This is a genomic window from Halomonas sp. DN3 (genome assembly GCF_024137905.1).
Lineage (GTDB): Bacteria > Pseudomonadota > Gammaproteobacteria > Pseudomonadales > Halomonadaceae > Halomonas > Halomonas litopenaei.
This window is the reverse complement of sequence record NZ_CP099965.1, coordinates 4,250,367-4,262,881: the sequence shown is the minus strand read 5'-3', so window position 1 is coordinate 4,262,881 and position 12,515 is coordinate 4,250,367. Positions and strand designations below refer to the sequence as shown.

The 12,515-nt window shown below is 67.1% G+C and carries 14 protein-coding genes; 12 read left to right on the top strand and 2 right to left on the bottom strand.

Translation table 11 applies throughout. The annotated features are described in order from the left end of the window. Nucleotides 1-96: 96 nt before the first annotated feature. The 12 genes from phnF (at nt 97) to nhaC (ending at nt 10,866) form a co-directional block, all read left to right on the top strand. Nucleotides 97-864, top strand: a complete 768-nt coding sequence (gene phnF / locus NKF27_RS18375; RefSeq protein WP_253554177.1) for a phosphonate metabolism transcriptional regulator PhnF — start codon at nt 97-99, stop codon at nt 862-864. Beyond that, nucleotides 861-1,304, top strand: a complete 444-nt coding sequence (phnG, locus tag NKF27_RS18370) for a phosphonate C-P lyase system protein PhnG (RefSeq protein WP_253554175.1) — start codon at nt 861-863, stop codon at nt 1,302-1,304. Before phnF ends, phnG begins: the two co-directional genes overlap by 4 nt. A gap of 2 nt (nt 1,305-1,306) precedes the next feature. Further along, on the top strand, nt 1,307-2,005 hold the full coding sequence (gene phnH, locus NKF27_RS18365; RefSeq protein ID WP_253554173.1) for a phosphonate C-P lyase system protein PhnH: 699 nt from the start codon (nt 1,307-1,309) through the stop codon (nt 2,003-2,005). Continuing rightward, nucleotides 2,005-3,204, top strand: coding sequence for a carbon-phosphorus lyase complex subunit PhnI (locus tag NKF27_RS18360; protein WP_253554169.1), 1,200 nt, complete (start codon nt 2,005-2,007; stop codon nt 3,202-3,204). The genes phnH and NKF27_RS18360 overlap by 1 nt, the downstream gene beginning before the upstream one ends. Further along, nucleotides 3,201-4,049: an alpha-D-ribose 1-methylphosphonate 5-phosphate C-P-lyase PhnJ gene (locus NKF27_RS18355; RefSeq protein WP_253554168.1), complete on the top strand. Its 849-nt coding sequence runs from the start codon at nt 3,201-3,203 to the stop codon at nt 4,047-4,049. The genes NKF27_RS18360 and NKF27_RS18355 overlap by 4 nt, the downstream gene beginning before the upstream one ends. Further along, nucleotides 4,046-4,867: a phosphonate C-P lyase system protein PhnK gene (gene phnK, locus NKF27_RS18350; protein ID WP_253554167.1), complete on the top strand. Its 822-nt coding sequence runs from the start codon at nt 4,046-4,048 to the stop codon at nt 4,865-4,867. Before NKF27_RS18355 ends, phnK begins: the two co-directional genes overlap by 4 nt. A 23-nt stretch (nt 4,868-4,890) precedes the next feature. Then, nucleotides 4,891-5,664 (top strand): phosphonate C-P lyase system protein PhnL, encoded by a 774-nt coding sequence (gene phnL, locus NKF27_RS18345; protein WP_253554166.1) that lies wholly within the window; start codon nt 4,891-4,893, stop codon nt 5,662-5,664. Then, nucleotides 5,661-6,806: an alpha-D-ribose 1-methylphosphonate 5-triphosphate diphosphatase gene (locus NKF27_RS18340; RefSeq protein ID WP_253554164.1), complete on the top strand. Its 1,146-nt coding sequence runs from the start codon at nt 5,661-5,663 to the stop codon at nt 6,804-6,806. The genes phnL and NKF27_RS18340 overlap by 4 nt, the downstream gene beginning before the upstream one ends. Beyond that, on the top strand, nt 6,806-7,348 hold the full coding sequence (gene phnN, locus NKF27_RS18335) for a ribose 1,5-bisphosphokinase (protein WP_253554162.1): 543 nt from the start codon (nt 6,806-6,808) through the stop codon (nt 7,346-7,348). The genes NKF27_RS18340 and phnN overlap by 1 nt, the downstream gene beginning before the upstream one ends. A gap of 119 nt (nt 7,349-7,467) precedes the next feature. Then, entirely contained in the window at nt 7,468-8,247 is a 780-nt protein-coding gene (gene phnP / locus NKF27_RS18330) for a phosphonate metabolism protein PhnP (protein ID WP_045994231.1), read from the top strand. Nucleotides 8,248-8,459: 212 nt separating this feature from the next. Beyond that, nucleotides 8,460-9,179 carry a DapH/DapD/GlmU-related protein gene (locus NKF27_RS18325; RefSeq protein ID WP_253554160.1) on the top strand — a complete coding sequence of 240 codons (720 nt, stop codon included), beginning with the start codon at nt 8,460-8,462 and terminating at the stop codon, nt 9,177-9,179. Nucleotides 9,180-9,426: 247 nt separating this feature from the next. Then, the gene (gene nhaC, locus NKF27_RS18320) at nt 9,427-10,866 is read left to right on the top strand and encodes a Na+/H+ antiporter NhaC (protein WP_253554157.1); all 1,440 of its coding nucleotides are present in this window, start codon (nt 9,427-9,429) and stop codon (nt 10,864-10,866) included. Between the two features lie 42 nt (nt 10,867-10,908). On the opposite strand, the gene NKF27_RS18315 is transcribed toward nhaC, so the two are convergent. Both NKF27_RS18315 and dkgB read right to left on the bottom strand, forming a co-directional pair. Continuing rightward, nucleotides 10,909-11,211, bottom strand: coding sequence for a helix-turn-helix domain-containing protein (locus tag NKF27_RS18315; RefSeq protein ID WP_045993674.1), 303 nt, complete (start codon nt 11,209-11,211; stop codon nt 10,909-10,911). 269 nt (nt 11,212-11,480) lie between these two features. After that, nucleotides 11,481-12,290: a 2,5-didehydrogluconate reductase DkgB gene (gene dkgB, locus NKF27_RS18310; RefSeq protein WP_253554154.1), complete on the bottom strand. Its 810-nt coding sequence runs from the start codon at nt 12,288-12,290 to the stop codon at nt 11,481-11,483. Nucleotides 12,291-12,515: the final 225 nt, after the last annotated feature.

The following is a 12,515-nucleotide window of genomic DNA, read 5'->3' as shown; positions in this document are numbered from 1 at the left end:
CAGAGCCGAGACAGCAGACCTGACACAGCAGACCAGAACGGCTGGTCTGCCGGTGGCTTCGGCCACCACCCGATACCTCTTTTTTTTGGAGCAAAGATGTCTAGACAAGTGACCGAGGCAGGCAGCCCGCCGCGCTATCGCCAGTTGGCCGATGTCCTCTCGCGCGAAGTCCGGGCGCAGTACTCACCCGGCGATCTGCTGCCCAGCGAAGCGGCGCTGTCCAGACGCTTCGGTGTCAACCGCCACACCGTACGCCGGGCGCTGGACGAACTGGTGGCCGCCGGCATGGTGACTCGTCATCAGGGCCGTGGCACCCAGGTGGTGGACCGCCGCCTGGACTATGCGGTCAACGCCGCCAGCAAGGTCACCCACAACCTGGCGGAACTGGGCCTGGCCACCGAGACCTGCTGCCTGGCCCAGGGCCTGGCGGTACCGCCGGAGGCCATCGCCCAGCGCTTTGCGCGTGGGCCGGGCGAGAGCCTTCTGTGTGTCGACACCATGCGCCACGTCGACCGGGCCCCGCTGTTGCGGCTGCGCCACTGGTTCGACCCCGAACGGGTGCCGGGCTGGCTGGATCGCTATCGCGGTGGTTCGACCCGGGCGCTGCTGGACCAGCACTACGGGCTGCGACTTAGGCGCTCCCGGGTGCGCCTGGAAGCGGTCCAGGCCGACGCCGACGACAGCCGCATGCTGCAGTGCGCCCGCCTGGCGCCGCTGGTGGTGCTGACCAGTGACAACGTCGATGCCGATGATCGTCTGGTGGAGATCTCCGTCAGTCGGGCACGGGCCGATCGGCTGGCCTATCACTTCGACTTTCCCGCGGACGAGCGTCCGCAGTCCCACGACGACGAGGGCTTCTCATGACACCGACCATGACCCCGACGCAACGTCATCGCCTGCTCGCGTTGACTCCTTTCGACCGTCTTGCGCAAGGCTGGCAGTCCCTGGGCATCCAGGCGAGCCACCGCTGCGTGCGTGGCCCCGAGACCGGCATGGCGATGGTTCGTGGCCGCATGGGCGGCAGTGGATCGGCCTTCAACCTGGGCGAGATGACCCTGACCCGGGCCAGCGTCGCCCTCGATGACGGCACCCTTGGCCATGGCTGGGTGCGTGGTCGCGACAAGGCCCACGCCGAGTTGATCGCCCTGGTCGACGCCTGTGCCCACCACGACCACTGGGCCAGGCGTATCGACAGCGAACTGATGGCACCGCTCGAGCAGCAACTCGATGAGCAGCGCAACCAGGCCTCGCAGACCGCCGCCGCCACCCGCGTCGACTTCTTCACCATGGTAAGGGGCGAATGAACATGACCCAGCAGACCTCCGAGGCCGTCCGGCCCCACGACTGGCCGGGACTCGTTGATCCCGTTCACGACAGCCAGCGGCTGTTTCGTCAGCTGCTCGGCGCCATGTCCGAGCCCGGCACCCTGACCGAGCTTGTCTTGCCGGAGCTTCCGGCCGGCGCAGCGATCTCGCCCGCCGCCTGGGGCGCGCTGCTGGCGCTGTGCGACCTCGATACCCGGGTGTGGGTGGACGAGGGGCTTGCGCGCGCCAACCTCGCCGCCGCCCTGGCCTTCCACACCGGGGCGCGACTGACCGACGATCCGGCCCAGGCGGACTTCGCCCTGGTGACCCCTGACACCCTGTCCCGCGAGGACGGCTTCGCGCTGGGCTCGGACGCCTGGCCCGATCGCAGCACCACCCTGATCGTGATGGTCGAGGCGCTGGCGCAGGGCGAGGACTGGTGGCTGTCCGGTCCCGGGGTACCCGGTCAGCGCGGCCTTGCGCTGGGTAACGCCGAGCGCGCGCTGCCGTTGATGCGCGTGCTCGCCGCCAATCTTGCCCACTTCCCCCGAGGGCTGGACGCCTTCGTCAGCAGTGGGGTGCGCATCGCTGCCATCGCCCGCAGCACCCGCCTGTCGGGAGCTGGCTTGTCCGGAGATGGCTTGTCCGGCGCAGGATTGGCGGGAACAGACGACGCCGAACATCAAGAGGAGACCGCCTGATGTATGTCGCCGTGAAAGGAGGCGAGAAGGCCATCGCCAATGCCCATCGCTGGATGGCCGATCGTCGTCGTGGAGAGCGCGACCAGCGCGAACTCGAGGTGTCCCAGGTCCAGCAGCAGCTGGGGCTGGCGGTGGACCGGGTGATGGCCGAGGCCTCGCTGTACGATCCCGAGCTCGCAGCCCTGGCGCTCAAGCAGGCCAGCGGCGACACCGTCGAGGCGGTGTTTCTGCTGCGCGCCTATCGCACCACCCTGCCGAGGCTGGCCGAGACGCTGCCGGTGGATACCGGCGCCATGCGCATCGAGCGTCGCATCAGCGCCACCTTCAAGGACGTGCCCGGCGGCCAGGTGCTGGGCCCGACCTACGACTACACCCACCGGCTGCTCGACTTCATGCTGCTGGCCGGCGTGGAGGTCGAGACCGATACACCAGCGCCGCAGGGTGCCGAGGAAGGTCTCGAGGCCTGCCCCCAGATCCTCGACTGTCTCAACCATGAAGGCCTGATCGAGCGGGAAGAGGACGACGGCAGCGAGCCCTACGACATCACCCGCGATCCCCCCGACTTTCCGGTGGATCGCGCCACCCGGCTGCAGATGCTGGCGCGTGGCGACGAGGGCTACCTGCTGGCGCTGGGCTATTCGACCCAACGGGGCTACGGGCGCAACCACCCCTTCGCCGGCGAGATTCGCCAGGGTGCGGTGGAGGTCGAGATCGAGGTCGAGGGCTTCGACGGGCCGGTGTGCGTCGGCGAGATCGCCATGAGCGAGTGCCAGATGATCAACCAGTTCGCCGGCAGCGGTGACACCGCCCCCCAGTTCACCCGGGGCTACGGCCTGGCCTTCGGCCGCAACGAGCGCAAGACCATGGCCATGGCACTGGTCGACCGCGCCCTGCGCGCCGAGGAGCTTGGCGAGCCGATCCAGAGCCCGGCCCAGCAGGCCGAGTTCGTGCTGGCCCACGCCGACAGCGTCGAGGCCTCCGGCTTCGTCTCGCACCTGAAGCTGCCGCACTACGTCGACTTCCAGTCGGAGCTTGAGCTGATTCGCCGCCTGCGTCGAGAGCACGCCGAGCGTACCGCCGCCACGGCCGAGGCCGTGTCTGACACCCAAGCCGCCAGCGCACGTCCTGCACCAGGCGATGGCGACAAGGCCGATCCCGAAAAGGCCCAGGCCAAGAACGTCCAGGAGAACGTCCGATGAACACCGCCATCAACAGCGGCTACAACTTCGCCTACCTGGACGAGCAGACCAAGCGCATGATTCGCCGCGCCCTGCTCAAGGCGGTGGCGATCCCCGGCTACCAGGTGCCCTTCGGCGGGCGCGAGATGCCGATGCCCTACGGCTGGGGCACCGGCGGCATGCAGCTGACCGCCAGCGTGCTGGGCGCCGACGACACCCTCAAGGTGATCGATCAGGGCGCCGACGACACCACCAACGCGGTCAGCATCCGTGCCTTCTTCGAGCGCGTCGCCGGGGTCGAGACCACCACCGCCACGGCAGAGGCCAGCGTGATCCAGACCCGTCACCGGATTCCCGAGAAGACCCTGCGCGCCGACCAGATCCTGATCTTCCAGGTGCCGATCCCCGAGCCGCTGCGCTTTATCGAGCCCAGCGAGGAGGAGACCCGGGTCATGCACGCCCTCGAGGAATACGGGGTGATGCACGTCAAGCTCTACGAGGACATCGCCCACCACGGCCATATCGCCACCACCTACGCCTACCCGGTGAAGGTCGACGGGCGCTACGTGATGGACCCCTCGCCGATTCCCAAGTTCGACAACCCCAAGCTGCACATGAGCGAGGCGCTGATGCTGTTCGGCGCCGGCCGCGAGAAGCGCCTCTACGCGATTCCGCCACACACCCGGGTGGAGAGCCTCGACTTCGAGGACCACCCCTTCGAGATCCAGGCCTGGGACGAGCCCTGCGCCATCTGCGGGGCCACCGACAGCTACCTGGACGAGGTCATCATCGATGATCAGGGCGCACGCATGTTCGTGTGCTCGGATACCGACTACTGCAACTCCCGCAGCGAGGAGAAGGCATGAAGCGCCCACAGCTTGAACGTCCCGCCCTGCTCGAGGCCCGCGCCATCCAGCGCCTGTACGGCCCCGGCAAGGGCTGCGAGGAGATCGATTTCACCCTGCACCAGGGCGAGGTGCTGGGCATCGTCGGCGAGTCCGGCTCGGGCAAGTCGACCCTGTTGCGGGTGCTCTCCGGGCTCGAGGCGCCGGATCGCGGTCAGGTGGTCTATCACGCAGGGGAGGCCGGCTCGGTCGGCGGCAGCCCCGGCAAGGACGAAGTGCTCGACCTCTACGCCATCAGCGAGGCACGCCGCCGCGCCCTGCTGCGCATGGAGTGGGGCCTGGTCCACCAGAACCCCCGGGACGGCCTGCGCCTGGGCGTCTCCGCCGGGGCCAACGTCGGCGAGCGGCTGATGGCGCTGGGCCAGCGTCACTATGGCGAACTGCGCGCCGCCGGCCAGGACTGGATGGGCCGGGTCGAGCTCGACCCGGCGCGCATCGACGACGCCCCCCAGACCTTTTCCGGTGGCATGCAGCAGCGCCTGCAGATCGCCCGCACCCTGGTGACCCAGCCGAGGCTAGTGTTCATGGACGAGCCCACCGGCGGCCTCGACGTCTCGGTCCAGGCGCGGCTTCTGGACATGCTGCGCACCTTGACCCGGGAGCTCGGCCTGTCGGTGATCCTGGTCACCCACGACCTGGCAGTGGCCAGGCTGCTGGCCCACCGCCTGATGGTGATGCGCCGGGGCAGGGTGGTGGAGGCCGGGCTGACCGATCAGATCCTCGACGATCCGCAGCATCCCTACACCCAGCTGCTGGTGTCCTCGGTGCTGACGCCATGAATTCGCTTTCTCAGGAGTCCAAGATGACGTCCCCCTTTCTTACCGCCCGGCGGCTCGACAAGACCTTCGTGCTGCACGCCCAGGGCGGCCAGGCGCTGCCGGTGATGCGCGGTCTCGATCTGTCCCTGTCGCCGGGCGAGTGCCTGGTGCTGGCCGGGCGCAGCGGCATCGGCAAGAGCACCCTGTTGAAGATGGTCAACGGCAACTACCGGGTCAGCGGCGGGCAGCTGACGCTGCACTTCGAGGACGGCGAGCTGGAGCTGTCGGCGCTGCCGGCCCACGCCTGGCACCTGCTGCGGCGCGACGTGATCGGTTACGTCAGCCAGTTTCTGCGGGTGGTGCCCCGGGTCTCGGCCCGGGAGGTGGCGATGGAGCCGCTGCTGGCCCGGGGCTGTGACGCCGGCGAGGCCCGCACCCGTGCCGAGGCCCTGCTGGCGCGGCTCAACCTGCCCGAGCGACTGTGGGAGCTGGCGCCGGGGACCTTCTCCGGCGGTGAGCAGCAGCGGGTCAATATCGCCCGTGGCTTTATCGCCGAGCACCCGCTGTTGCTGCTCGACGAGCCCACGGCGTCGCTGGACGCCGCCAACCGCGAGGTGGTGGTGCAGTTGATCGATGAGGCCAAGGCCCGTGGCACCGCCATGCTCGGCATCTTCCACGACGAGGAGGTGCGCGAGCGGGTCGCCGATCGCCTGCTGGAGCTGGAAGGGCATATGCTGCTTGGTGGCACCGACGCTGACCACACCGCGTCAGACCAGACCTCATTTCGTCAGACCGACTCCGGGGAGTCCCTTTCATGAACCAGGATCAGATTCTGACCAACGCCAGGCTGGTGCTCGACGACGAGGTGGTGCACGGCAGCCTGGTGATCAAGGACGGCGTGATCAAGGCGCTGGAACGCGGCCCGGTGTCGCTGCCGGGGGTGATCGACTGCCAGGGCGATATCCTGATGCCTGGCATGATCGAGCTGCACACCGACAATATGGAAAAGTACTTCCAGCCAAGGCCCAAGGTGTCCTGGCCGGGCCGCCAGGCGGCGCTGGCCCACGACGCCCAGATGGCCGCCAGCGGCATCACTACGGTGTTCGACGCGGTGTCGATCGGTGACGTCGACGAGCAGAGCATGCGCCACGGCGCCCTCGACGAGATGGTCTCGTCCCTGGCTGATATCAACGACAACGGCATGGCCCGGGTCGACCACCGTCTGCACCTGCGCTGCGAGGTGTGCCACCCGGATACCCTGGCGCGTTTCAAGAGCTTCATGGACTCGCCGCTGCTGGGGCTGGTGTCGCTGATGGATCACTCGCCGGGCCAGCGCCAGTTCGCCAGCCTCGACGCCTACCGCGTCTACTACCAGGGCAAGTACGGCCTGGACGATGCCAGCCTCGAGGCCTTTATCGAGAAGCAGCTGGCCAACAGCGCCGCCTATTCCAGTGCCCACCGTCGCGCCATCGCCGAGCTGTGCAGCGAGCGCGGCCTGGCCCTGGCCAGCCACGACGACGCCACCGTCGCCCACGTGGCGGAAAGCCTCGAGTACGGCACCCGGGTAGCGGAGTTTCCCACCACCCGGGAGGCCGCCGAGGCCTCCCATCGTCACGGCATGGCGGTGATGATGGGCGCCCCCAACGTAGTCCGCGGCGGCTCCCACTCCGGCAATATCGCCGCGGCCGAGCTGGTGCGCCTGGGCGTGCTCGACATCCTGTCTTCCGACTACTACCCGGCGGCGCTGCTCGATGCGGTCTTCCGTATCGCCGCCATGGAGGACGGCTACGACCTGCCCCGCGCGGTGGCCACGGCCTCGCGCAGGCCGGCCGAGGCCGTGGGCCTTGATGATCGCGGGCGTATCGCTCAGGGGCTGCGCGCCGATCTGGTGCGGGTGCGCGAGGTCGACGGCCATCCGCTGGTCCAGCGCGTGTGGTGCGCGGGCAGGCAGGTGCACTGATGCTGGTCTACCTGATCGGCGCCAGCGGCGTGGGCAAGGACAGCCTGCTCGACGCCGTGCGAAAGCGGCGCCCGGACCTGCTGGTGGCGCACCGCTACATCACCCGGCCAAGCGGCGTCGGCGAGGACTCGGTGGCGCTGTCGCCGGCCGAGTTCGAGGCCCGGCGCACGCGCGGCCTGTTCTGCCTTGACTGGGTCGCCCACGGGCTTCACTACGGCGTCGGCATCGAGGTGGAGGCCTGGCTCGCGGCCGGGGCCACGGTGCTGCTCAACGGCAGTCGTCGTGAGCTCGCGGCCGCCCGCGCGCGCTTCGGCGAGCGCCTCACGCCGGTGGTGGTGACCGCCCCGCCCGAGGTGCTGCGAGAGCGGCTCGCCAGGCGCGGGCGCGAGAGCGTCGATCAGATCGAGGCGCGCCTTGCGCGCCACGCCGAGGTGGAGGCCGAACTCGAGCGCTGCCATCCGGCGCTGGATCGCGTCGACAACGGTGGCAGCCTGGACGAGAGCGTCCGGGCGCTGGAGGCGATCATCGCCTCCCGCCACTGACGGAGCCGGCGTCGAGCCTGTCGGCGCCGGCCTTGTGTCGATCGCCGACTACAGCGGCAGTGCGTACCACCTCATCAGCGCAAGCGGCTTGTGCCCCTTGCTTCAGCTCGGAGACTTCCATGGAGTTTCGCTTCAACGGCACCGGAGACAGTGCCCAGGTGCCTCGCTTCGGCTGCGACTGCCGCGCCTGCACTCGGGCCAGGGTGTTCACCAGCCATCAGCGTGGCCCCTGCTGCGCCGAGCTGAGCGTGGACGGCCGGCGCTACCTGCTCGACGCCGGGCGCATGGACCTGGCCCATAGCTGCGAGCTGGAGCGTCCCGCCGCCTTCTTCGTCACCCACTACCACGCCGACCATGTGCAGGGGCTGTTTCACCTGCGCTGGGGGACCGGCACGTCGATCCCGGTCTACGGTCCCAAGGATCCCAACGGCTGCGCCGATCTCTATCGCAACAGCGGCATCCTCGACTTCCAGCCGGGGCTCAAGCCGTTCAAGCCGCTGGACTTCGATGGGCTGACGGTGACCCCGGTGCCGCTCAATCACAGCAAGCCGACCCTCGGTTACTGCCTGGATGATGGCGGCACCCGCCTGGCCTACCTGACCGACACCCAGGGTCTGCCCGGCGCCACCGAGCGTTTTCTGCGCCAGTGGGACGCCGACGTCGTCGTGCTCGACGCCTGCCACCCGGCCAGCCAGCTCGAGACGCGCAACCACAACAGCATCACCCAGGCGCTGGAGATCATCACCCGGCTCGACCCGCCCCGGGCCTATCTCACCCACATCAGCCATGAACTGGACGCCGAGCGCCTGGACCAGCCGACCCCCTTGCCGCCCAAGGTGCGCATCGCCCGGGACGGCGAGACGCTGGAGGACTGGGATCGCCTGGACGCCGTCTGCTAGGGCTTGCATGAAAAGTGTCGGCGCTCGGTAATACGGCGTTAAAAATCGGATCAACGTGCTCATTTACACCTCGTAAACTGCGCTGTCTCACCGATTTTTGCCTTGTCAAACCATCGCTCGCCGGCTTTTCGTACTAAGCCCAGGCAAGGCGCTGCTCCAGTTGCGGCCTTGGCTTCCTTCATGCTGACTTATCTGCGAGAGCACTCCTGATCATGTCCGATATCCCCACGCCGTCTGTGCCTGACGGCTCCTTGCCTTGTGACTCGCCCAGAGACTCATCCAGCGCGCTGGACCAGCCGACGTCCCCGCGTCTGTCCGAGCGGCCCAACGTCGCCGCGGACGCACGCCTGCACCACAGTGAGCTGGGGCGCTTCACCGAGGTTGGCAGTCGCTGCGTGTTCAACCATGTCAGTCTCGGCGACTACAGCTATATCGAGCGTGACGGCGACGTCATGTTCGCTACCATCGGCAAGTTCACCTCCATCGCCGCCAGTGTGCGCATCAACCCGAGCAACCACCCTTGGTGGCGGCCGACCCTGCACCACTTCAGCTATCGCCCCGGCAAGTTCGGCTTCAGCGACGAGGCCCTCGACGGCGAAGTATTCGCCTGGCGCGAGGCCGACCGGGTGGTTATCGGCCACGACGTCTGGATCGGCCACGGCGCCATCGTGCTGCCCGGCGTGACCATCGGTCATGGCGCCATCGTCGGCGCCGGCAGCGTGGTGACCAGGGACGTGCCGGCCTACCACATCGTGGTGGGTAACCCCGCCCGGGTGCTCAGGCCACGCTTCGATGATCCCGCCATCGCCGAACGGCTCGAACGCCTGGCCTGGTGGGACTGGCCGGACGAGCGTATCAAGGCCCATCTGAAGGGCTTTCAGGGGGACGTCGAGGACTTTCTGGCCGAGGCGGAGCGGGGGACATCCAGGTAGGGACAAGAGGGGCAGGCGGTGTGGGGGAGGCTTCATGGCCCCTAGTCGGTTGGACATTGACGTTATAGGGCGCCGACATACGCCAGCGACTTTGCTGAATTGAAACGATTGATGACGCTTTGATGGCAGCGTTGTGAATCGCCGCCTAGCTTTCCTGAATCGTCGGGGGGAGCGCTCGAGCAGCGGCTCGGGTTCGCGGGTTCTCTCCGGCTCTGTCGGCGACCGACCCTGCTCAGGAGTGCCCCTTTTGATCCACCGCCTCTTTTCCCCAGTGCAGCGCCCCCCGACCCTGACGGAGGCGCTGGTATCGCTGATCGCCCTGGTGGTCGGCATCGGCGTGTCCATCGTCGTCTACGGCCTCGACCCGCAGATCCCCATGTTGCTCGGGGTGATCGTGGCAAGCCTGGTGGCGCTGCGCTGCGGCTACCGCTGGGACGATATCCAGGAAGGCATGGTGCGAGGCATCCACAACGCCCTGCCGGCGCTGATCATCCTGATGGTGGTGGGGGTACTGATCGGGGTGTGGATTCAGGCCGGGGTGGTGCCGACGCTGATTTCCTATGGCCTCAAGCTGCTGTCGCCGACGATCTTCCTGCCGGCGGCGGTGGTCATCTGCGCCATCTCGTCGCTGGCGACCGGGTCGAGCTGGGGCACCTCCGGCACCCTGGGGGTGGCGCTGATGGGGATCGGCGGCTCGCTGGGGATTCCGCTGCCGCTGGTGGCCGGGGCGGTGCTGTCCGGGGCCTACTTCGGCGACAAGATGTCGCCTCTGTCGGATACCACCAACCTGGCACCGGCCATGGCCGGTACCGACCTGTTCACCCATATCAAGCACATGTCCTACACCACCGGGGTCAGCATTGGCCTGACCCTGGTGATCGAGATGGCGCTGAGTCTTTACTACTCAGGCACGTCCGGCGGGCTCGAGCGGGTCGAGGTGATGCAGCAGACCCTGGCGGCGCACTACGTCATCAACCCGGTGCTGCTGCTGCCGCCCTTGCTGGTGCTGTTCGTTTCCTACAAGCGGCTGCCGGCGATACCCGGCATCACCCTGGGGGTCATCGCCGGTGGTCTCTGTGCGCTGGGCATGCAGGGGGCCGACTACGCTGAACTGATGCAGGTGGCCTTTGGTGGCGTGACCTCCGATACCGGTGTCGAGGCGGTGGACAGCCTGCTTAGCCGCGGCGGCCTGAACTCGATGTTCTACACCATCAGTCTGGTCATCGTGGCGATGATGTTCGGCGGGGTCATGGAGCGCACCCAGCAGCTCAGGACCATCGCCGAGACCATTCTGAAGGCGGCAAGGACCCGGGGCTCGCTGATCCTGTCCACGGTGCTGACGTCGATCGGCGCCAATGTGGTGCTGTGCGATCAGTACATGGCCATCGTCATGGGCGCACGCACCTACGCCGAGGCCTACCGAGAGCGGGGACTGGCGCCGGAGAACCTGTCCCGGGCGGTGGAGGATTCGGCCACCGTCACCGCCAATCTGGTGCCCTGGAACTCCGGTGGTGCCTACCAAGCGGCGACGCTGGGGGTCGCGACGATTGCCTATCTGCCGTTCAACTTCTTCTGCTGGCTGTCGCCGCTGGTCACCGTGCTCTACGGCTACACCGGCTGGACGATCAAGCCGCTGGCACCACCCGAGCACGACGCTACGCCAGAGGTACCTGGCGCCAAGGGGTGAAGGCAGCGGCAAGGGGGCGGTGGCGCCAAGGCGACACAGGAGCTACACCGGAAAGTCGTGCTGGCTGCCATCCGCCAGCTCGATGGTCAGGCTGACCTTTCCACCGATGGCTTCGACATAGCGCTTGATGGAGCTCAAACGCACGTCCTGGCCGCCTTTTTCCAGTCCTGCGATGGTGGGTTGCTTGACGCCCAGCGCATCCGCCATCTCGCGCTGGGTCATCTCCGCCAGTTTGCGAATGTCAGCGATCCTGAGCTCGAGCAGCATGGCGTCGGCTTTCTTCCTGGCTCTTTCGACGAGCGCTGGATCTTCGCGGGAGATCAGCGTCTCCAAATCTGTGGCCATGGGGTTGCCTCTCTGAGGACTGACCAGATGGTCATGGTGCGCGTGCGACTTTGTGGTCGGCCCGTGACTTCACTATCGGAAACGATCGCGCCGTGGGCCATAACACAGGCCATTTGCGCCTAGATTGTCAGACCCTGTGCCAAGACACCTGACGCAAGAAGCGAAAAAATGCGCCACCGGCGGTAGTAACCGCAGGTGGCGCCTTGGGTCAGGTCTGATCGATGGTCAGCCTGGAACGAGATCAGAAATGGCAGCGTCGGTCTGCCGGTCTACTGATCCCACTTAGGTGCGAAGTCGGGGCTGGCGACACGCTCACCCCGGTCCAGCTTGGCGATGGCGTCCATGTCCTCTTGGGTCAGTTGGAGCTTCAGCGCCTCGAGATTGCTCTTGAGGTTCTGCTCCTTGGTCGAGGAGGGGAAGGTCGGGATGCCGAGCTGGTTGAGCCAGGCGATGGCGACCTGGGCCGGATTGGCGCCATGCTTCTCGGCGATGGCCTTCAGCGTCTCGTCCTCGAGCACCTTGCCCACGGCCAGCGGCATGAAGGCGGTGGGGATGATGCCGTGGCGTTCGCAGTGGGCGATCAGTTCGCGGTTCTGCAGGAAGGGGTGGACCTCGATCTGGTTGGTCAGGATCTCGCCCTTGCCGAGGATATCCACCGCCTGATCGATGTGCGCCTTGGTGAAGTTGGACACCCCAATGTGGCGCGCCTTGCCGGCGTCCTTCACTTCCTTGAGGGCGGTCAGGTAGTCGCGCATGGGGACTTCATCGTCCGGCGACGGCCAATGGATCAGCAGCAGGTCGACGTAGCCGGTGCCCAGCTTGGACAGGCTCTCCTCGACGCTTGCCTTGAGTGATACCGGATCCAGACGATCCCACCACACCTTGGTGGTCAGGAAGATCTCGTCGCGGGGGACCGAACTCGCCTCAATGGCGGAGCCGACCTCGGCTTCGTTACCGTAGAACTGGGCGGTATCGATATGCCGATAGCCAAGCTTCAGCGCGGTGGTGACCGCGTGACGCAGGGTGTCGCCCGTCAGGCGAAAGGTACCGAGACCGGGGTTGGGGATAGGCTGAGACATCTTGGCTCCATTGTCGTGGCGAGGCCCGCACAGCGGGACCCTGGATTCCTTTGTCACCGGCAGGCCGGTGTTTTGCCGATACGTGCTTCGATGTGTCGTTAATGACATGCGGGGAGACCCTTGCGACTTCAAGGGTTCGTCACAAAAATTTAGCAGGCGAAGTACTGATGCGACAGCCACGAGGCTTTCTCGTTCGCTCGGTGGCTGTCGCGGGACGCGGGTCGC

Excerpts from the sequence above, each read along its gene's own strand:
- phnH (WP_253554173.1), top strand. The coding sequence starts at position 1,307 with ATGACCCAGCAGACCTCCGAGGCCGTCCGGCCCCACGACTGGCCGGGA.
- phnP (WP_045994231.1), top strand. The coding sequence starts at position 7,468 with ATGGAGTTTCGCTTCAACGGCACCGGAGACAGTGCCCAGGTGCCTCGC.
- NKF27_RS18360 (WP_253554169.1), top strand. The coding sequence starts at position 2,005 with ATGTATGTCGCCGTGAAAGGAGGCGAGAAGGCCATCGCCAATGCCCAT.
- NKF27_RS18355 (WP_253554168.1), top strand. The coding sequence starts at position 3,201 with ATGAACACCGCCATCAACAGCGGCTACAACTTCGCCTACCTGGACGAG.
- NKF27_RS18340 (WP_253554164.1), top strand. The coding sequence starts at position 5,661 with ATGAACCAGGATCAGATTCTGACCAACGCCAGGCTGGTGCTCGACGAC.
- phnF (WP_253554177.1), top strand. The coding sequence starts at position 97 with ATGTCTAGACAAGTGACCGAGGCAGGCAGCCCGCCGCGCTATCGCCAG.
- dkgB (WP_253554154.1), bottom strand. The coding sequence starts at position 12,290 with ATGTCTCAGCCTATCCCCAACCCCGGTCTCGGTACCTTTCGCCTGACG.
- NKF27_RS18325 (WP_253554160.1), top strand. The coding sequence starts at position 8,460 with ATGTCCGATATCCCCACGCCGTCTGTGCCTGACGGCTCCTTGCCTTGT.
- phnL (WP_253554166.1), top strand. The coding sequence starts at position 4,891 with ATGACGTCCCCCTTTCTTACCGCCCGGCGGCTCGACAAGACCTTCGTG.
- phnG (WP_253554175.1), top strand. The coding sequence starts at position 861 with ATGACACCGACCATGACCCCGACGCAACGTCATCGCCTGCTCGCGTTG.
- NKF27_RS18315 (WP_045993674.1), bottom strand. The coding sequence starts at position 11,211 with ATGGCCACAGATTTGGAGACGCTGATCTCCCGCGAAGATCCAGCGCTC.
- phnN (WP_253554162.1), top strand. The coding sequence starts at position 6,806 with ATGCTGGTCTACCTGATCGGCGCCAGCGGCGTGGGCAAGGACAGCCTG.
- phnK (WP_253554167.1), top strand. The coding sequence starts at position 4,046 with ATGAAGCGCCCACAGCTTGAACGTCCCGCCCTGCTCGAGGCCCGCGCC.